General features: G+C 71.9%; 17 protein-coding genes. 13 read left to right on the top strand and 4 right to left on the bottom strand.

Features of this window, described 5'->3' with window-relative positions:
* Nucleotides 1-4: 4 nt before the first annotated feature.
* From rpmD to ACW9J6_RS26505, 9 genes are all read left to right on the top strand, one after another.
* Entirely contained in the window at nucleotides 5-196 is a 192-nt protein-coding gene (gene rpmD, locus ACW9J6_RS26545; RefSeq protein WP_457119351.1) for a 50S ribosomal protein L30, read from the top strand.
* 10 nt (nucleotides 197-206) lie between these two features.
* Nucleotides 207-695: a 50S ribosomal protein L15 gene (rplO, locus tag ACW9J6_RS26540; RefSeq protein WP_457119350.1), complete on the top strand. Its 489-nt coding sequence runs from the start codon at nucleotides 207-209 to the stop codon at nucleotides 693-695.
* A 111-nt stretch (nucleotides 696-806) separates the two neighbouring features.
* Nucleotides 807-2,144, top strand: a complete 1,338-nt coding sequence (gene secY / locus ACW9J6_RS26535) for a preprotein translocase subunit SecY (protein ID WP_457119349.1) — start codon at nucleotides 807-809, stop codon at nucleotides 2,142-2,144.
* Between the two features lie 180 nt (nucleotides 2,145-2,324).
* Nucleotides 2,325-2,924, top strand: coding sequence for an adenylate kinase (locus ACW9J6_RS26530; protein ID WP_457119348.1), 600 nt, complete (start codon nucleotides 2,325-2,327; stop codon nucleotides 2,922-2,924).
* Nucleotides 2,925-3,140: 216 nt separating this feature from the next.
* Entirely contained in the window at nucleotides 3,141-3,509 is a 369-nt protein-coding gene (rpsM, locus tag ACW9J6_RS26525) for a 30S ribosomal protein S13 (RefSeq protein ID WP_457119347.1), read from the top strand.
* Nucleotides 3,510-3,634: 125 nt separating this feature from the next.
* Nucleotides 3,635-4,024 carry a 30S ribosomal protein S11 gene (gene rpsK, locus ACW9J6_RS26520; RefSeq protein WP_015928609.1) on the top strand — a complete coding sequence of 130 codons (390 nt, stop codon included), beginning with the start codon at nucleotides 3,635-3,637 and terminating at the stop codon, nucleotides 4,022-4,024.
* Between the two features lie 225 nt (nucleotides 4,025-4,249).
* Entirely contained in the window at nucleotides 4,250-5,269 is a 1,020-nt protein-coding gene (locus tag ACW9J6_RS26515; RefSeq protein WP_457119346.1) for a DNA-directed RNA polymerase subunit alpha, read from the top strand.
* A gap of 207 nt (nucleotides 5,270-5,476) precedes the next feature.
* Nucleotides 5,477-5,893 (top strand): 50S ribosomal protein L17, encoded by a 417-nt coding sequence (rplQ, locus tag ACW9J6_RS26510; protein ID WP_457119345.1) that lies wholly within the window; start codon nucleotides 5,477-5,479, stop codon nucleotides 5,891-5,893.
* Between the two features lie 152 nt (nucleotides 5,894-6,045).
* Nucleotides 6,046-7,326 (top strand): aminotransferase, encoded by a 1,281-nt coding sequence (locus ACW9J6_RS26505; protein ID WP_457119344.1) that lies wholly within the window; start codon nucleotides 6,046-6,048, stop codon nucleotides 7,324-7,326.
* A gap of 289 nt (nucleotides 7,327-7,615) precedes the next feature.
* On the opposite strand, the gene ACW9J6_RS26500 is transcribed toward ACW9J6_RS26505, so the two are convergent.
* The gene (locus ACW9J6_RS26500; protein ID WP_457119343.1) at nucleotides 7,616-8,743 is read right to left on the bottom strand and encodes a branched-chain amino acid ABC transporter substrate-binding protein; all 1,128 of its coding nucleotides are present in this window, start codon (nucleotides 8,741-8,743) and stop codon (nucleotides 7,616-7,618) included.
* 216 nt (nucleotides 8,744-8,959) lie between these two features.
* On the opposite strand from ACW9J6_RS26500, the gene ACW9J6_RS26495 reads away from it, so the two are divergent.
* Nucleotides 8,960-9,937 (top strand): D-2-hydroxyacid dehydrogenase family protein, encoded by a 978-nt coding sequence (locus ACW9J6_RS26495; protein ID WP_457119342.1) that lies wholly within the window; start codon nucleotides 8,960-8,962, stop codon nucleotides 9,935-9,937.
* On the opposite strand, the gene ACW9J6_RS26490 is transcribed toward ACW9J6_RS26495, so the two are convergent.
* Nucleotides 9,927-11,159, bottom strand: a complete 1,233-nt coding sequence (locus tag ACW9J6_RS26490; protein WP_457119341.1) for a polysaccharide biosynthesis/export family protein — start codon at nucleotides 11,157-11,159, stop codon at nucleotides 9,927-9,929. The genes ACW9J6_RS26495 and ACW9J6_RS26490 overlap by 11 nt on opposite strands.
* A gap of 529 nt (nucleotides 11,160-11,688) precedes the next feature.
* On the opposite strand from ACW9J6_RS26490, the gene ACW9J6_RS26485 reads away from it, so the two are divergent.
* Nucleotides 11,689-13,032: a capsule biosynthesis protein gene (locus ACW9J6_RS26485; RefSeq protein ID WP_457119340.1), complete on the top strand. Its 1,344-nt coding sequence runs from the start codon at nucleotides 11,689-11,691 to the stop codon at nucleotides 13,030-13,032.
* A gap of 252 nt (nucleotides 13,033-13,284) precedes the next feature.
* Here the strand turns inward: ACW9J6_RS26485 and ACW9J6_RS26480 are convergent, their stop codons facing one another.
* Nucleotides 13,285-15,255, bottom strand: a complete 1,971-nt coding sequence (locus ACW9J6_RS26480) for a capsular polysaccharide biosynthesis protein (protein ID WP_457119339.1) — start codon at nucleotides 15,253-15,255, stop codon at nucleotides 13,285-13,287.
* Nucleotides 15,256-15,538: 283 nt separating this feature from the next.
* Between ACW9J6_RS26480 and ACW9J6_RS26475 the strand changes: the two genes are divergently transcribed.
* The gene (locus ACW9J6_RS26475) at nucleotides 15,539-16,312 is read left to right on the top strand and encodes an SDR family NAD(P)-dependent oxidoreductase (RefSeq protein ID WP_457119338.1); all 774 of its coding nucleotides are present in this window, start codon (nucleotides 15,539-15,541) and stop codon (nucleotides 16,310-16,312) included.
* Nucleotides 16,309-17,163, top strand: a complete 855-nt coding sequence (locus ACW9J6_RS26470; RefSeq protein ID WP_457119337.1) for a formyltransferase family protein — start codon at nucleotides 16,309-16,311, stop codon at nucleotides 17,161-17,163. Before ACW9J6_RS26475 ends, ACW9J6_RS26470 begins: the two co-directional genes overlap by 4 nt.
* 17 nt (nucleotides 17,164-17,180) lie before the next feature.
* On the opposite strand, the gene ACW9J6_RS26465 is transcribed toward ACW9J6_RS26470, so the two are convergent.
* Entirely contained in the window at nucleotides 17,181-18,200 is a 1,020-nt protein-coding gene (locus ACW9J6_RS26465) for an alpha/beta hydrolase family protein (RefSeq protein ID WP_457119336.1), read from the bottom strand.
* Nucleotides 18,201-18,210 lie beyond the last annotated feature (10 nt).

Raw genomic sequence — 18,210 nt, 5'->3', positions numbered from 1 at the left:
AGGCATGGCAGAGAAGACCGTGCGGGTTCAGCAGATCGGCTCGCCGATCCGCCGCGAGGCCACCCAGCGCCAGACGCTGATCGGCCTCAAGCTGAACAAGCTCCACCGCATCGCCGAGCTCCCGGACAACCCGTCCGTGCGCGGCATGATCGCGAAGGTGCATCACCTCGTGCGCGTCCTCGACGACGCGGCGTGAGGAGGGCGTCATGAAGCTGAATGAAATTCGCGACAACGAGGGCGCGACGAAGGACCGGATGCGCGTCGGACGCGGCATCGGGTCGGGCAAGGGCAAGACCGCGGGGCGCGGCGTGAAGGGTCAGAAGGCCCGGACCGGCGTCGCCATCAAGGGCTTCGAGGGCGGTCAGATGCCGCTGCATCGGCGCCTGCCGAAGCGCGGCTTCAACAACCCGGGGGCGACCGACCTCAACGAGGTCAATGTCGGCCGCATCCAGCAGGCGGTCGATGCCGGCCGGCTCGATCCGAGCGCCCCGGTCACCGTCGAGGCGCTGGTCGCGGCGGGCGTGGTGTCGCGGGTGCGCGACGGCGTGAAGATCCTGGGCGTCGGCGAGCTCTCGGCGACGCTGACCTTCCAGGTGGCTCGCGCGTCGAAGTCGGCGGTCGCGGCCATCGAGAAGGCCGGCGGCACCGTCACGCAGTCGCTCGCCGCGACCGACGGCGCGGTTGCGTCGGCCTAACGCAGACCTTAAGTCGAGCGAGAGCGGCGGCGGCCCGTGCGTGCAGCGCGAGGCCGCCGTCCTTGTTTCTGAGCGCGATTCGTCGCCGCCGATCCCTCCAAGGACCACCACATGGCCTCTGCAGCCGAGCAGCTCGCCGCCAACCTGAACTTCGGCGCCATCGCCAAGGCGGACGAGCTCAAGAAGCGCATCTGGTTCACCCTGGGCGCCCTCATCGTCTACCGGCTCGGGACCTACATCCCGCTGCCAGGGATCGACCCGGAGGCCCTGCGGCACAGCTTCGCCAACGCGCAGGGCGGCGTGCTCGGCCTGTTCAACATGTTCTCGGGCGGGGCGGTCGAGCGCATGGCGATCTTCGCGCTCAACATCATGCCCTACATCTCGGCCTCCATCATCATCCAGCTCCTCACCTCGGTCCTGCCGAGTCTGGAGGCGCTGAAGAAGGAGGGCGAGTCGGGCCGCAAGGTGCTCAACCAGTACACGCGCTACCTGACGGTGGTGCTGGCCGTGTTCCAGGCCTGGGGCATCGCGGTCGGGCTGCAGAGCTCCGGCGGGATCGTCCAGGATCCGGGGATGTTCTTCGCCATCTCGACGGTGATCACGCTGACCGGCGGCACCCTGTTCCTGATGTGGATCGGCGAGCAGATCACCTCGCGGGGCATCGGCAACGGCTCCTCGCTGATCATCTTCGCGGGCATCGTCGCGCACCTGCCCTCGGCCATCGCCGGCACGCTGGAACTCGGGCGCCAGGGCGCACTCTCGACCGCGGTGATCCTCGGCGTCGCCGTGATGGCGGCCGCGGTCGTCTACTTCATCGTGTTCATGGAGCGCGCGCAGCGCCGGCTCCTGATCAACTACCCCAAGCGCCAGGTCGGCAACCGCATGTACGAGGGCCAGACCTCGTTCATGCCGCTCAAGCTGAACACGCCCGGCGTGATCCCGCCGATCTTCGCCTCCTCGCTGCTCCTGCTGCCCGCCACCGCCGCGAGCTTCCAGACCGACCCGAGCGGCACCGGCATCATCGCCACCATGGCGACCTACCTGGGCCACGGCCGGCCCCTCTACATGGTGCTCTACGCCGCGCTGATCGTGTTCTTCGCCTTCTTCTACACCGCGGTCGTGTTCAACCCGCAGGAGACGGCGGACAACCTCAAGAAGCATGGCGGCTTCATCCCCGGCATCCGTCCCGGCGAGCGCACCGCCGAATACATCGACAAGGTGTTGAGCCGCATCACCGTCATCGGCGCCATCTACCTCACGTTGATCTGCCTGATCCCGGAGATCCTGGTCTCCTACGCGTCGCTTCCCTTCTACTTCGGCGGCACCTCTCTGTTGATCGTCGTCTCGGTGACGATGGATACGGTGGCGCAGGTCCACGGCCATCTGCTGGCTCACCAGTATGAGGGATTGGTCAAGAAGGCGAAGCTGCGGGGCGCCCGCCGCCGTTAGTCCTTTGTCGGGGGCCGGGTGGGTTTCCCTCTCCGGCCGCACCGATCATCATCGCGGGGCCGCCGATTCGCCGCCGAGCGGGGAGGGGCCGCCCGGATGGTGCCAACCGTCGCGGCGTTCTAGAACAAGCGGTGCCCGGGCGGAGGCCAACGAGCCCGGGGCGCATGGGAGAGACAGGTTATGCGGATCATTCTCCTCGGGCCGCCGGGCGCCGGGAAGGGCACGCAGTCGGCGCGGATCGTCGAGCGGTTCGGGATCCCCCAGCTGTCGACGGGCGACATGCTGCGCGCCGCGGTGGCGGCCGGGACGCCGGTGGGCCTCCAGGCGAAGAGCATCATGGAGAGCGGCGGGCTGGTGCCGGACGAGGTGGTGATCGGCATCGTGGGCGACCGCATCGAGGAGCCGGACGCGCGCCGGGGCTTCATCCTCGACGGCTTCCCGCGGACGGTGGCGCAGGCCAAGGCCCTCGACGCGCTCCTCGCCGGCAAGGGCCTGTCCCTCGACGCCGTGATCGAGTTCAAGGTCGACGAGGCGGCCCTGGTCGGGCGCATCGAGAAGCGGGCGGCCGAGACCCTCGCCCGGGGCGAGGCGGTCCGCAAGGACGACACGCCGGAGGTGTTCAAGACCCGGCTCGACGCCTATCGGACCCAGACCGCGCCGCTGTCGCAGTACTATGCGGGCACGGGGCTGCTGCGGCCGATCGACGGCATGGCGCCGATCGAGGACGTCACCCGCGAGCTCGACGGGCTCCTGCGCGGCCTCCAGCCGGTCTCCGCCTGATGGAGAAGCGGACATGCCGGTTGACAAGCCGGTGCGTCCGCGCTAGGCGACCCTCCTTCGTTCAGACATGGACGGCCCGGCGCGCCTCCTCGGAGGCCGCTCGGGCCGATTTGCCGTCGGGACGGCGCGCAGGGGCCGGGCTCCACCGGACGCGCGCATCATCACACGAGATCGTCCGAGAGGGCTGATGCCCCGGACGCAATGGAGAGCTACCCCGTGGCCCGTATCGCAGGCGTCAACATCCCGACCAACAAGCGCGTCGTCATCGCGCTCCAGTACATCCACGGCATCGGCCCCAAGAAGGCCGAGGAGATCACCGAGAAGGTCGGGATCCCGGCCGAGCGGCGCGTGAACCAGCTCACCGACGCCGAGGTGCTGCAGATCCGCGAGGCCATCGACCGCGACTACATCGTCGAGGGCGACCTGCGCCGCGAAGTCGCGATGAACATCAAGCGCCTGATGGATCTCGGCTGCTACCGCGGCCTGCGGCACCGCCGCGGCCTGCCGGTCCGCGGCCAGCGCACCCACACCAACGCCCGCACCCGCAAGGGCAAGGCGAAGCCGATCGCCGGCAAGAAGAAGTGATTCGCCGCGGGAAGAGGGGCACCGGCCCGCTTCCCGCACCCCGCGGGGGCGCCTGAGACGCCGCCCGCTCCGCCCCGTCCCGAGCGCCTGGCACGACGGGCGCGCCTGAAGGATCGAAAGAGAACATGGCCAAGGAAGCAACCCGCGTCCGCCGTCGCGAACGCAAGAATATCGTCTCCGGCGTCGCGCACGTGAACGCGTCGTTCAACAACACGATGATCACCATCACGGACGCGCAGGGCAACACGATCTCGTGGTCGTCGGCCGGCGCGATGGGCTTCAAGGGCTCGCGCAAGTCGACCCCCTACGCCGCCCAGGTCGCGGCCGAGGATGCCGGCCGCAAGGCCGCCGAGCACGGCATGCGCACCCTCGAGGTCGAGGTGTCCGGCCCCGGTTCGGGCCGTGAATCGGCGCTGCGCGCGCTCCAGGCCGCGGGCTTCACCGTCACCTCGATCCGCGACGTGACGCCGATCCCGCACAACGGCTGCCGCCCGCGCAAGCGCCGCCGGGTCTGATTGCGATTCTCCTGCTCGCGCGCCCGAGGGGGCGGCGGTCGGGATCTGCGAACGGGTGCCCGGCGTCCTGCGAAGGACGCTGGGCTTCGCCGTTGAGGGCTTCCGGGAGCGTTCGAGCGGCGTCCTGACCGCTCCGCTCCCCCGGGCGTATCGACAGTGTTCAGGACGAGTCGCGGGCTGGCCGGGCGCGGGCTCTGGCCCGACAGGTCGACGAGAGGTGTGAACGTGGTGATTCAGAAGAACTGGCAAGAGCTGATCAAGCCGAACAAGCTCGAAGTCGTTCCCGGGCACGACCCGAAGCGCGTCGCGACCGTGGTCGCCGAGCCGCTGGAGCGCGGCTTCGGCACGACGCTCGGCAACGCGCTGCGCCGCGTGCTGCTGTCCTCGCTCCAGGGCGCGGCGGTGACCTCGGTGCACATCGACGGCGTGCTGCACGAGTTCTCGTCGATCCCGGGCGTGCGCGAGGACGTCACCGACATCGTCCTCAACATCAAGACCATCGCGATCCGCTCGAACAGCGACGCGCCCAAGCGCATGACGCTCCGCAAGACCGGCCCGGGCCTGGTCACGGCGGGCGACATCGGGACGATCGGCGACATCCAGATCCTCAACCCCGACCTCGTGCTCTGCACGCTCGACGAGGGCGCCGAGATCCGGATGGAGTTCACGGTCGCCACCGGCAAGGGCTACGTCGCGGCCGAGCGCAACCGTCCCGAGGACGCGCCGATCGGCCTGATCCCGGTCGACGCGCTGTTCTCGCCGGTCACCAAGGTGTCCTACCGCATCGAGAACACCCGCGAGGGCCAGGATCTCGACAAGGACAAGCTGACCATGACGGTCGAGACCAACGGCGCGGTCTCGCCCGAGGACGCCCTGGCCTACGCGGCCCGCATCATCCAGGACCAGCTCCAGATCTTCGTGAACTTCGAGGAGCCCCGGAAGGAGGAAGCCGCCCCGCTCGCGCCGCAGCTCCCCTTCAATCCGGCCCTGCTCAAGAAGGTGGACGAGCTCGAGCTGTCGGTCCGTTCGGCGAACTGCCTGAAGAACGACAACATCGTCTATATCGGCGACCTGATCCAGAAGACGGAAGCCGAGATGCTGCGCACGCCGAACTTCGGCCGCAAGTCGCTCAACGAGATCAAGGAGGTGCTCGCCGCCATGGGCCTGCACCTCGGCATGGACGTCCCCGGCTGGCCGCCGGAGAACATCGAGGATCTCGCCAAGCGCTTCGAGGAGCACTACTAGGCGGATGGCGATGGGGGAGTGGCGCATGGGGGTTTTCCCGCGCCGCTCCCCGCGCCCCTCTCGATGAGCCTCACGAGGCTCATCGAGAGGGGCGATCCGGTGATCCCGGGGCCCGGCCCCGTTCGCCCTTCGCCCCTCACCATTCGCTCAGACGAACGAAGACCGGCCGGCCCGTGGCACGGCGGCCGACAATCAATGGAGACAGCCATGCGTCACGGATTTCGGGGCCGCCGCTTCAACCGGACGGTCGAGCACCGCAAGGCGATGTTCGCCAACCTCTCGGCCGCGCTGATCAAGCACGAGCAGATCGTCACCACCCTGCCGAAGGCCAAGGACCTGCGTCCGGTGGTCGAGAAGCTCGTCACCCTCGGCAAGCGCGGCGACCTGCACGCCCGCCGCCAGGCCATCGCGCAGATCCGCGACGAGGCCATGGTGCGCAAGCTGTTCGACGTGCTCGGGCCGCGCTACCAGGGCCGGCCGGGCGGCTATTGCCGCATCATGAAGGCGGGCTTCCGCTACGGCGACAACGCCCCGCTCGCCGTGATCGAGTTCGTGGACCGCGACGTCGACGCCCGGGGCAAGGATTCGGGCCCGACCCAGGTGGTCGACGAAGCGGCCGAGTGAGCGCAGGCCATCGTCGATGACGGGCGGTCCTTCGGGGCCGCCGTTTTTTCTTGCGCGGCGCAGCTTCGCCGCGCCCGCCCGCCGGGTGACGCGGGTTGACGCCTATCGGCGCGGGCGCGAGGCTCGCCCCGATTCAACATCGAGCTCCACCGATGACGCCGCTGTCCGATCTTTCCCCCGAGGCCCTGCGGGAATCGCTGACCCGCCTGCGCGATCGCCACGACGCCCTCAGGGCAAGGGGGCTGAAGCTCGACATGACCCGCGGCAAGCCCGCGCCCGAGCAGCTCGACCTCTCGGAGGGCCTGCTCGCGCTGCCGGGGAACCGCGACCACGTCACCGAATCCGGCGAGGACGCCCGCAATTACGGCGGCCTGCAGGGGCTCGGGGAGGTGCGGCGGCTCTTCGCGCCGGTGCTCGGCGCCCCGCCCGAGCAGGTCGTCGCCGGCAACAATTCCAGCTTGGCGGTCATGCACGATTGCCTCGTCTACGCGCTGCTCAAGGGCGTGCCGGGCGGCGCGGGGCCGTGGTCGCGCGAGGGCGAGATCCGCTTCCTCTGCCCGGTCCCGGGCTACGACCGGCACTTCGCCTTGTGCGAGACCTACGGCATCGTCATGGAGCCCGTGCCGATGACGCCGTCCGGCCCGGACCTCGCCGTGGTCGAGGACCGCGTCCGCGACCCGCGCGTGAAGGGGATGTGGTGCGTCCCGCTCTATTCGAACCCGGGCGGTGAGATCTATTCGGACGAGACCGTCGCGCGCCTGGCCGGGATGGCGGCGGGCGCCCCGGATTTCCGGCTGTTCTGGGACAACGCCTACGCGCTGCACCACCTCACCGAGCGCCGGCCGGTGCTGCGCAACGTGCTGGAGGCGGCCGCCGCGTCCGGGCAGGCCGACCGCCCGATCGTCTTCGCCTCGACCTCGAAGGTGACGCTGGCCGGCGCCGGCCTCGCCTTCCTGGCCGCCTCGCCGGCGAACATCCGCTGGTACCTCGCCAATGCCGGCAAGCGCAGCATCGGGCCGGACAAGCTCAACCAGCTCCGGCACGCCCGCTTCCTCGCCCGCGAGGGCGCCCTGGAGGCGCTGATGGACGGTCATCGCCGCCTGCTGGCGCCGAAGTTCCGGGCGGTCACGGCGGTGCTGGAGCGGGACCTCGGCGGCAGCGGCGCGGCGCGCTGGAGCGAGCCGGAGGGCGGCTACTTCATCCTGCTCGAAGTGCCGGAGGGCTGCGCGACCCGGGTGGTGGACCTCGCCGCCGCGACCGGGCTGGCGCTCACGCCCGCGGGCGCGACCCATCCTTACGGCCGCGACCCGCGCGACAGCCTGCTGCGCCTCGCTCCCTCCTATCCGAGCCTCGCGGAGGTCGAGGCGGCGGCCGAGATCGTGGCTCTGTGCACGCTGATCGCCGCGACCGAGGCGCGGCTGCCCAAGGGGTGAGGAGCGGCAGGGGGAGCGGGAGAACACCTCCCCCTCGGCGGATATGATCGTCGGCGCCGGGAAGGCGAGGAATTCGACGCGCCTTCCAGCCCTTTTCCGGGCGCATGCAGCGACAGCGGAATGCGACCCGGAAACCAGCGCAAGACTCCGCGAAGCGTCCGTCCGTCAGAACCGTTCCTAGCATGCGGAGCCGCTTCGCGGCGATTCTCGCGCTGGTTTCCGGATCTCCTTCCGCTCCCGCTGCAGTCGTCCGGAAAAGGGTGGAGAGCGAGAGGACAAACTCCGCTCCTCAATTCGCGTAGGTGAAGGCCCCGTCGCGCCAGACGTAGAGCACGTAGCCCGGGGCCGTCACGTCGCCCTTCTGGTCGAAGCCGACGTTGCCGAGCACGAGGGTGAAGCGCTCCGCGTGGAGCGTCTCGGCGATCGTCTTCGGGTCGGTGGAATGGGCGAAGTTGCCCGCCTCAACCAGCGCCTGCAGGGCCGCGTAGCCGTAGAGCACGAAGCCGCCCGGATCGATCCCGTCCGCCTGCAGGGCCTTCACCGCCGTGGCGGCCTCCGGCTTGCGGCGCAGATCCGGGTTGAAGGTCATCAGCACGCCGTTGCTGGCCGACCCGGCCAGCGTGCCGAATTCCTTGGTGGCGATGCCCGAGGTGCCGAACCATTGCGGACGGTAGCCCTGCTCGGCGGCGGCGCGCACCAGCTTGCCCATCTCCTGGTAGTGGCCGCCGTAATAGACCACCTCGATCCCGGCCGTCTGCAGCCGCTTGATCAGCGCCGCGTCGTCGGTCTGGCCGGGCACGATCGCCGCGAACAGGGCCTCGTTCTGGCCGATCTTGTTCAGGTTGGCCTTGGTCGAATCCGCGAGGCTGCGCGAGAGCGGGGTGTCGTCGTAGAGGATCGCGATCTTCTTGTCCCGGAAGCGCTCCGCCAGGATCGTCGCCGAGAGCCGGCCCTGGTCGTCCTCGCGCCCGGAGACCCGGAAGATCGTGGGCAGGCCCCGGTCCGTCAGGCGCGCGGCATTCGACGCCGGGCTGATCATCACCACGCCCTTGGCCGCGTAGACGTCGGATGCCGCCAGTGACGCGCTGGAGCAGACATGCCCGACCACGAGGCCGATCCCGGCCTGCACGAAGCGCTCGGCCACCTCGATGGCCTGGCCCGGCTCGCAGCCGTCGTCCTGCACGTCGAGGACGATCGTCTCCCCGGCGAGGCCGCCATGGCTGTTGGCCTCCTTCACGGCCGCCTGCACGCCCTGGAGCACCTGCTCGCCGATCGCCGCCACCGGTCCGGTCCGCGGCACGGCCACGCCCACCACCACCTCCGCCGAGGCGGGCAGGGCGAAGAGGGCGGCGGCACTCAGGAGACAGGCGCGGAGACATCCTGCACGCCTTCGGCCGGACACCGTCCGCCCCGGCATCCCCGCAGCCCGTCCCGCACGCTCACGCACCGACACCGTCCTCCGAGACCGCCGCGCCCATAGCATGCCGGCGCCGTCCTGTCCGCGGCGTCCTGCGCGCCGCGAGATCCTGCCGCGCCCGGCCGCCGCCTGCCAGCATAGCACACGCGGCCGGAGGCTGGACCGGATCCGCCCGCGAATCGTAAAGGAGATCCCACGATCTGCGGGGAGACCGAGATGGCCGAGCGGGAACGGATCCGGGTCGCGGTGCTCGATGACTACCAGCGGGCCGCCGCCGGGCTCGCCGACTGGACGGGCCTCGGATCCGACGTCGCGGTCGATGTCTTCGACGCGCCGGTCCCGGCCGCGGAGGCGGCCGCCCGGCTCGCGCCCTACGCGGTGCTCTGCCTGATGCGCGAGCGCATGCCGCTCGACGCGGCGCTGATCGCCGCCCTGCCGAACCTGCGCCTCGTGGTGTTCACCGGCGGGCGCACCCATTCAGTCGATTTCGCCGCGCTGGCGCGGGCCGGGGTCACCGCCTGCCATACCCGCAACGGGAACGGGGGCGTCGCTACCGCCGAACTCGCCTTCGCGCTCATGCTCGCGAGCCTGCGCCACCTGCCGGCCGAGTTCGCCCGGATGCGGGCCGGGCTGTGGCAGGAGACGATCGGGGAGGCGCTCGACGGGCGATGCCTCGGCCTCGTCGGCCTCGGGCGCATCGGCGCCCGGATGGCGCGGATCGGGACCGCCTTCGGGATGCGGGCGATCGCCTGGAGCCCGAACCTCACGCCCGAGCGCGCCGCGGCCGGGGGCGCCGCCGGCGTCTCCCGAGAGACGCTGTTCCGGGAGGCGGACGTGGTCAGCCTTCACCTCGTGCTGGCGCCCGTGACGCGGGGGATCGTCGGCGCGGACGAGATCGGGCTGATGCGGCCGGGCGCCGTGCTGATCAACACCGCCCGCGGCCCCCTCGTCGACGAGGCGGCGCTGGTCGCGGCCCTGCGCGAGGGCCGCATCCGGGCCGGGCTCGACGTGTTCGACCGCGAGCCGCTGCCGGCGGACCACCCGCTGCGCCATCTGCCGAACGCGGTGCTGACGCCGCATCTCGGCTACGTCACCGCCGACACCTACCGGATCTTCTACGAGGACACGGTCGAGGCGATCGCCGCCTGGCGGCGGGGCGCCCCGATCCGCGTCGTCGACGCCGTCACCGGGTAGTGGTGTAGACGGAGGCGGCGGAGCTGAGCGGTGAGGTCACCGTCGAGAACACGCCGAGCACCTTCTGCACCTCCGTGAAGGGCGCGTTGGACACGTAGACGAGGTCGCGGTTGCGCATCCGGAAGGCCTGCGAGACGAACAGGCTGTTGGGGTCGCGCATGTTGATCCGGTAGACCACCGGCACCTGCGGCGAGGTCAGGAGCGGGCTGTCCGGGCGCAGGCGGCGCACCACCGACGCCGGCTCGAAGCGGAACACGAAGACGCCGGCCGGATCGGCTTGGAAGTCCGAGAGGCCGCGCGCCTTGGTGAGGGCCTGCGCCAGGGTGATGCCGTCGGCGCTGAACGGGATCTCCGACTGGGCGCCGAGCGCGCCCACCGCCAGGAAGGTCTGCGGGTCGCGCACCAGCGTGACCGTGTCGCCGGGGCGCAGGTAGATGTTCTCGCGCGGGTTCGACACCACCGCGATCAGCGGCACCGTCACGGTGGTCTGGCCCCGCGACAGCCGCACGAAGGTCTCGTTCACCGGCGCCGCGACGCCGCCGGCCGAGGCGATCACGTCGAGGAGGCGGTCGCCGCGCTCCGTGAGCGGAACCCGGCCGCCGCCCAGCGTCGAGACCGGCCCCCGCAGGGCCGCCGCGGTCAGCCGCGCGCCCCCGGCGGCGCTCGCGGCCTCGCCCAGCACCGTGACGCTGGAACTGAGCGGCGAGGTGTCGGTCACCAGCACCTGCGGCTGGATCGCCTTGCCGGCGAGAACCTGCTCGATCTCGGTCTGCACGTCCTGGACGCGCTTGCCCGCGACCTGGATCCGGCCCGCATAGGGCACCGTGATCGCGCCGTCCCGGCCGACGATCTGCTCCGGGATGGTCGAGGCCTTCGAGCCAGCCGAGAAGCGGTCGGCGATGACCGGGCCGGAGAACAGGCCGCCGCTCCCCGCCTCCCAGATCGTCACCGTGATGCTGTCGCCGATGCCGATGACCGGCGCGATCGAGGGCCGGCGGTCGCCGAAGGAGGCGACGAGGCTGTCGAGCGGGCGGCCCCGCAGCGCCTCCACGGCGGCCGCATCGACGTCGATGATCACGTAGCGGGCGAACAGGCCCTGATCGGTGGCGATGTCCGCTCCCTCGTTCACGGCGCCCGTCGTCGGGCCGGCCGCCGGCAGGAAGCTGCTGCAGCCCGAGAGCAGCAGGGCTCCCGCGACCGCGAGCGATCCAACACGCACCATACAGGGTCCTCCACACGGAAGGCCCGCGGGACGATCCCGCAGGCCTTCGTCGGCGCGGGCCGCCGCGGCACCGCCGCGAGACGGGCCGGGCCGCGCACCGTCCGCAACCTAGCAGTGAGTGCCGCCACAGGCGAATGAACAGCCGGTTTCCGGCGGGTCGCTCGCCCCGACTCGGGGCACGTGTTGCACGCAACCCACAGGCCGCGCCGGGATGCGGGCGGACGGCCCCGCTTGATCGTGCGGGAATGCGACAGGCGTATGGCGCCGGCGGCGCGGGGCGGGATCCCGAGGGAAAACCCATGCCTCTCCTTGTTGCTGCCGCGATTGTCCCGTTGCTGGCGGGCGGGGCGCCCGGAACGCGCTCCGGGCCGATCCGCGGTGGACGGGCGGCGCTTTCGACGCTTCCGGCATGTGAATCCCGGGCAGTGTTGCGGAAGTGCCATTGCCTCGAGGGTTGCGGTCCGTACCCTCCGCGGCGACGTGGGCGTGTCGTCCCCCGCCGTCCTGCAACCAGCCCCGAGGTGACTGCGTGAGAGCTGATGCTGCGAGCGAGGGCGGAGCCGGTCGGGCCACGCGCCAGGTCTTCCTGTTCCTGCAGGGACCCGTCTCGCCCTTCTTCGCGGACACGGCGACCGCCCTGGAGGCGCGCGGTCACCGCTGCCTGAGGGTCAATCTCTGCTTCGGCGACTGGCTGTTCTGGCGGCGCCCGGGCGGCATCGACTTCCGCGGATCGCGGGAGAAGTGGCCGGCCTTCATCTCCGACCTGATCGACCGCGAGGGCGTCACGGACCTCGTGGTCCTGGGCGAGCAGCGGTTCTACCACAAGGTGGCGATCGCCGCGGCCAAGGCCCGCGACCTCAAGGTGACGGTGACTGATTTCGGCTACCTGCGGCCGGACTGGATCACCTTCGAGCGCGACGGCATGTCGGGCGACAGCTGCTTCCCGCGCGATCCCGAGGCGGTGATGGAGCTGGCCCGGGACGTCCCGGAGCCGGACCTCGCGCCCCGCTACCGGGACAGCTTCGTGACCCAGGTCGTCTGGGACATGGCCTACCACCTGATGAGCAACTGGCTCTGGTGGCTGTATCCGGGCTACCGCTCGCACCAGGTGCATCATCCGGCGCTGGTCTACATCGCCTCGGCCCTGCACATCCTGCGCGCCAAGTGGACCGGGCCGCGCGGCGACCGGCTGGTGGCCGCCCTGCGGGAGGCGGGCACGCGCTACTACGTGATGCCGCTGCAGATGGAGAACGACTTCCAGCTGCGGGCCTACTCGCCGTTCTTCGACCTCAAGACGCCGATCCACACGGTGATCCGCTCCTTCGCGGCGCATGCCCCGGCGGGGTCGCGGCTGCTGATCAAGATCCATCCGCTCGATCCGAACATCCGCAACTGGCGCCGCATCGTCCGGCGCTCGGCGATGAAGTGGAACGTGCCGGACCGGGTCGACTACGTGGATGGCGGCGATCTCGGCCGCATGCTCGACGGCTGCGAGGGGGTCGTCACCGTCAACAGCACCGTCGGGATGTGGTCGATGCGGGCCGGCAAGCCGACCATGACGCTCGGCGCGGCCGTCTACGACATCGCGGGCCTGACCTATCAGGGCACGCTCGACCGGTTCTGGACCGAGGCCGCGCCGCCGCGCCCCGACCTGTGGCGCGCCTTCATCAAGGCGATCGTCGCCAATATCCAGATCCGGGGCGTCTATTACCGGCGCGAGGGTCTCGCGGCCGCGGTCGAGGCCGCCGCCGCCCGCCTGGATCTCGCGCAGGGCAAGTGGCTGGAGGTTCGCACCCGGGCCGCGCTCCGGCAGCGCGAGGCGCCGGTGCTCGGGCCGGAGATCGGCGCGGTCGAGGCGATGCAGAACGCCTGACGCGGGGCAGTCCGACCTCAGTCGGTGTCGGACTGGCCCGCGAACCCTCCCCCCTCTGCGCGACCGTGTGCACACATCTTTGTCGCCAGCCCATCGTCTGAACGAGTCTGGAAGGCACAACACTCCTGAGGAATGTTCTATTTTCCAGAAGCGCTCTGCTGACCACCCGACTACAAAGATGTGTGCACACGATCGCGCGGAGGGGGGAGCGGCCGGCAACCGGATCTGCGCCCGAACGCCGTCCGACCCGGCTTATCCCCGCTTCAGCACCCGCCGCCAGATCAGCGACCAGACCTGCTTCATCACGGCCTCGGCGGTGAGTTCCCGCCGGGAGAGGGAGGGATCGCCCTCGGCGAGGCGCCGCACCAGCACCTCCGGCGGGCAGGGCAGGCCGGTGCGGGGGTCGACGTAGCGCGGATAGGCGATCAGCGCGCCCGCCACCAATTCGTCCAGGCTGAGGCGCCGGGTGCGCCGCGGGCAGGGCGGGCTCTCGGTGAGGCCCCAGCCGGCATAGAAGGGCAGGCCGTGCGTCGTCACCGGCTTGCCGCGCAGCAACGCCTCGAACCCGATCAGCGAGGTCAGCGTCTCGACGTGGTCGGCCGCGTCGATGGCGTCCGCCGCCGAGACGTCGCGCAGCACCATGTCGGCATGGGCGGCCAGGTCCTGCGGCGGCACCCAGCCCGGGCGCAGGCCCGCCTCGACGTCCGGATGCGGCTTGAAGGCGATCACCGCCCCGGGATGCCGCTCCCGGGCGCGGCGCAGCAGGGCCGCGTTGGTGGCGATGTCGATCGTGCCGAGGCGGATCGAGGCGTCGTTCTCCACCTGGCCCGCCACCAGCACCAGGGGGCCGGGCCGCGGCCGCGGCGGCAGCGGCGCCCCGCCCACGTTGTACTTGCTGACCCGGGCCGCCACGATCGCCTCGCGCAGCTCGGCGGCGCGGGCCAGCATCGCCTCGTCGAAGGCCGCGGTCTCGAGCAGGTGCTCCAGGTCGCTCGGGCGGGTGGCGTCGTAGTAGACGCCGGTCGCGTCGAGCACGTGCGAGGCCCCGGGCCGCAGGGCGACCCCGAGGCCGACGGAGCGCAGGAAGCCGTCCTCCATGCGCAGCAGCGGCACGCCCGCCGCCCGGCAGGCCGTCTCGGTGCCCTCCGGCATCCGGCTCGACCACGCGATCACGCGCTCGAACCCGCGCAGGTCGGCCGGGCGCACCGGTTCCGGCTTCGGCGGGATCGTCGGGCGGTTCCCGGGCGACGCGAAGGTCTCGCTCACGGAGCGCCGCTTCCAATTCGAGAAGCCGAGGCAGAGGGTGCGCGCTTGGTTCTCCCGCTCCCGCCCCACCACCAGCGACAGGATGTCGATGGCCTCCTCCAGCAGGCAGGCTTCGCCCGCGTAGGGGTCGAAGTAGCGCGAGCAGACGAGGTAGGCGGCCGCGAACACCTCCTCGGGGGTGCGGCGCCGGGAGCGGCGGGGCAGGTGGAGCCGGTCCGTGGTGAAGCCCCAGCCCGCGTAGAAGGGGAGCCCGAAACAGGTCACGGCGCGCCCCGCCAGCGTCGCCTCCAGGCCGACATGGCTCGTCACCGTCAGGAGGCGCGTCGCCGCCTCGGCCACCGACCAGGCCGTCACCGGCTCCGTCACCAGCCGGGCGCCGTAGCGCGCCGCCGTCGCCGCGTCGATGTGGCCGCGGGCCCCCGGGGCGGCGGCCGGGTCCATGACCACCACGCACTCGGCCTCCGGCTCCTCGGCCGCGGCGGCGGCCAGCATGGCCGGAAAGCTGCTTGCGCCCGCGAGGCCGAACCCGATCGTCGGATCGCCCCGGGGCTGGTCGACGACAATCACGCGGCGCGCGGCGGTCCCGCCGATCAGGTCGGGGAGGGACCGGCGGCGCGGATCGTTGTCGAGGCTGAGCCGTTCCTCCCGCAGACGGGCGATGCAGCTCCGCGCCCGGCTCAGGGTCTCGGCGGTCTCGAAGCCACCCTCTTCGAGCATGATCTCCAATTCGCTCGGGGCGGTGGCGTCGTAGTAGATCCCGAGCCCGTCGACGATGTAGCTGAGGTCCCGCAGGCCGCGGCCCGAGGGCAGGCGCAGGAAGCCCTCGTCCCACCGGTCGGTGAGCCGCACGCGCCGCGACATCGGATCGCTGCCGAGCCGCCGCGACCGCCGCGGCGCCGGGGCCTCGACCTCGGACGCCGTGCGGGGCCAGAACCGCTTGAGCTTGCTGTGATCCATCCGGTGCTCGTCTCGGGCGGGTCGTCGCTCGCCGCGGTCCCGCGCCCGTTCCATATCGCTCAGGCGCCGTCAAGCGTGCGGTGACCGTCCCCGGAGCCTGCGCGCCGATCCGGGACGGGTCTCGATCGGGGCCGGCAAGGTCAGCGGGCGTCTCGATGCACCGGTTGCCCCGGCCATCGTCAGCGGCATCACCGTCCCACCGCCCGCGCGCGGCGCTTCCGGTGCCGCGGGCGGGCCGCTATAGCCGGCGCGGCGGGGCCGATCGCCCGGCGAGGAGACATTGATGCCCGTCATCCTGATCACCGGCGCGTCGAGCGGGATCGGCGCCGCGCTGGCGCGGCACTACGCGGCGCCCGGGACGGTGCTGGCGCTCAACGCCCGCGGGGCGGACCGGCTCGAGGCAGTGGCGGCCGCGTGCCGGCAGGCCGGGGCCGAGGTCGAGGCGCGCAGCCTCGACGTGCGGGACCGCGCCGCGATGCGGGCCTGGATCGACGACCTCGCGGACCGCCGCGGCCTCGACCTCGTCATCGCCAATGCGGGGGTGAATGGCGGCCACCCGGCGGGCGGCGTCGAGACGGAGGAGACCGCCTACCTCGTCCTCGACGTGAACTTGATGGGCGCGCTCAACGTCGCCTTGCCGAGCCTCGCCCGGATGGAGGCGGCCGGGCGCGGCCAGGTGGCGCTGATCTCCTCCCTCGCGGCCCTTGCACCCCTGCCCGACGCACCGGCCTATAGCGGCACCAAGGCGGCGCTCCTCGCCCACGGCCTGGCGCTGCGCGAGAAGCTCGCCCCGAGAGGGGTGCGCGTGAACGTGGTCTGCCCGGGCTACGTGAGGACCGCCATGGGGTCCGACTACGAGGGCTGGCGGCCCCTGGAGATGAGTGCCGAGGCGGCGGCGCAGCGTATCGCCAAGGGCCTCGCCCGGGACGAGGGGGTCATCGCCTTCCCGGCGGCGCTGGCGGCGGCGGCCCGCGGCGCCGCGCTGCTGCCCGAGTCCCTCCGCCGCCTCGGCATGCGCGGCTTCAGCTTCCGGATGGGCGAGCGCCAGCAACGATGAGCCTGCGCATCGCCCTCTTCACCCTCGAAGCCCTGCCGAACGCCCGCGCGGTGCGCCGCTTCGTGGCGGAGCACGCGGCGGAGATCGCCTTCGTCGGCCTGTCGGATCCCGAGCGGCCGAGCACCGGCGGCCTCGTCGGCCAGGTGCGGCGGCACCTCCTGCGCTCGGGCCCGGGCGTCCTGCCGTATCTCGGGGTCAATTTCGGGCTGCCGGACCTCGTGCGCGGCCTCGCCCCGGTGACGCAGCGGCTCGGCGGCAGCCTCGACGTCCCCGAGGCGACGCCGCTCCGCACCCTGTGCCGGCGTCTCGGCATCCCGCACGCGACGATCGACGCCGTGAACGCGCCCGAGACCACGGCCCTCATCGCCGAGCACCGGGCCGACCTGATCGTCTCCTACCACTTCGACCAGATCTTCGACGCGGCGACTCTGGCGGCGGTGCCGCGCGGGGGCATCAACCTGCATCCCTCGCTGCTGCCCCGCCATCGCGGGCCGGTGCCGACGTTCCACGCGCTCCTCGACGAGGAACCCGCCTTCGGCGTCACCGTGCACCGCCTCGCCGAGCAGATCGACGCCGGGACGATCCTGGCGCAGGAGGCGGTGTCCCTGCCCGCGGACGTGACCGCCACGCGGGCCGCGATCCGCCTGCACGAGGCCGGGCGCCCGCTCCTCGACGGCATTCTGGCGGAGGTGCGCCGGAGCGGTCGCGTGCCGGAGGGCCGGGCGGTGCCGGTCCTGCCCTATTGCGGCTTCCCGACGGCCGCGCAGCTGCGCGCCCTGAAGCGCCGCGGCCGCCGCCTCGTCGACGGGCGCGACCTCGGCGAGGCGCTCGGCCTGTCGCTGCGGGGCTGACCGGCTCCCCGGCGGGCTCAATTCGTGATCCGGGGCTGCTGTTCCGGCATCGCTTCGAGCGTGCGGACGATCGTCTCGGTGGCGGCTCCCGACGCGCAGAGGCCCGTGGCGGTCTCACTGAAATCAACGAGCCCGTGGTGGCGCGCATCCGTCGCCCGTCGCAGCGGCACCAGCCGGGCGGCGTGTCCGCGCGAGACCAGTCCCTCATAGTAGAGCGTCTGCGACGAGAACACGACGTTGGTCTCGCGGGGATCACCGATCACGAACACGCGGCGGCCTGGATCCGTCGGGACGGCGTCGAGCGCCTGGGCGGGATCGAAGCGGGTCAGCCGCTCGCCGTGGTCGAGGCCGTGCGCCTTGAGGTAGGCCTGGTAGGCCGCGGCACCGGAGGAGATGATCCCGCAGCGCAGGTCGTGGCGCCGCGCCAGGAGGGCCGCGACCAGGGTGCCGCCGCCGCTATGGCCGCCGAGGGCCCAGCTGCGGATCCCGTAGCGCGCCTTCAGCGCCTCGATCGCCGCGTCGACGAGGTCGAGCTCGATCGGGCGGCCGCGCGTCGTGAAGTGCCGGCCCGCGCTGCCGTAGGAGCCGGGCCGGCCCAGGAAGATCCAGGGGACGCCGAAGCGCGCGGACAAACGGCGCTCCTGCTCGACCATGTCCCGCGGGCCGATGCCGCGCTGGTGCTTGTCGGCGTTGTCGCCCTTGCCCCCGAGGACGTCGCCGTTGAGCCAGAGGGCGGCGACCGAGTTGGGGCCGGGCGCGGGCGCGAGGCCGGCCGCGTAGTAGCGCAGGCAAGCGCCCCGTCCGCCGGCGACGATCCAAACCGCCGTCTCGGCCCGTTCGAGGACCCGGCAGGCCTCGCGGTCGATCACGATGCCGCGGACCACGGCGGCCGGATCGAAGGGCGTGTCCTCAGGGCTGGATTGCGACCGGGCCGGGCGCGCGGCCTGCGCGCTCGCCCCGACGATCAGCGAAGCGGCCAGGAGCCGCCGGATCCGCACCCGGCCCGAGAACGCGCACCAGCCGCCCATCCGGACCATCTCTCTTCCC

Source organism: Methylobacterium sp. JK268 (genome assembly GCF_054052225.1).
The sequence above is the reverse complement of the archived record's forward strand: the minus strand, read 5'-3'. Positions and strand labels throughout refer to the sequence as shown.

Bases quoted from the DNA above. Each gene is read 5' to 3' on its own strand.
- ACW9J6_RS26475 (WP_457119338.1), top strand. From the start codon at position 15,539: ATGCCCGTCATCCTGATCACCGGCGCGTCGAGCGGGATCGGCGCCGCG.
- ACW9J6_RS26470 (WP_457119337.1), top strand. From the start codon at position 16,309: ATGAGCCTGCGCATCGCCCTCTTCACCCTCGAAGCCCTGCCGAACGCC.
- rplO (WP_457119350.1), top strand. From the start codon at position 207: ATGAAGCTGAATGAAATTCGCGACAACGAGGGCGCGACGAAGGACCGG.
- ACW9J6_RS26495 (WP_457119342.1), top strand. From the start codon at position 8,960: ATGGCCGAGCGGGAACGGATCCGGGTCGCGGTGCTCGATGACTACCAG.
- rpmD (WP_457119351.1), top strand. From the start codon at position 5: ATGGCAGAGAAGACCGTGCGGGTTCAGCAGATCGGCTCGCCGATCCGC.
- ACW9J6_RS26530 (WP_457119348.1), top strand. From the start codon at position 2,325: ATGCGGATCATTCTCCTCGGGCCGCCGGGCGCCGGGAAGGGCACGCAG.
- ACW9J6_RS26490 (WP_457119341.1), bottom strand. From the start codon at position 11,159: ATGGTGCGTGTTGGATCGCTCGCGGTCGCGGGAGCCCTGCTGCTCTCG.
- rpsK (WP_015928609.1), top strand. From the start codon at position 3,635: ATGGCCAAGGAAGCAACCCGCGTCCGCCGTCGCGAACGCAAGAATATC.
- ACW9J6_RS26465 (WP_457119336.1), bottom strand. From the start codon at position 18,200: ATGGTCCGGATGGGCGGCTGGTGCGCGTTCTCGGGCCGGGTGCGGATC.
- ACW9J6_RS26500 (WP_457119343.1), bottom strand. From the start codon at position 8,743: ATGCCGGGGCGGACGGTGTCCGGCCGAAGGCGTGCAGGATGTCTCCGC.
- secY (WP_457119349.1), top strand. From the start codon at position 807: ATGGCCTCTGCAGCCGAGCAGCTCGCCGCCAACCTGAACTTCGGCGCC.
- ACW9J6_RS26480 (WP_457119339.1), bottom strand. From the start codon at position 15,255: ATGGATCACAGCAAGCTCAAGCGGTTCTGGCCCCGCACGGCGTCCGAG.
- ACW9J6_RS26505 (WP_457119344.1), top strand. From the start codon at position 6,046: ATGACGCCGCTGTCCGATCTTTCCCCCGAGGCCCTGCGGGAATCGCTG.
- rplQ (WP_457119345.1), top strand. From the start codon at position 5,477: ATGCGTCACGGATTTCGGGGCCGCCGCTTCAACCGGACGGTCGAGCAC.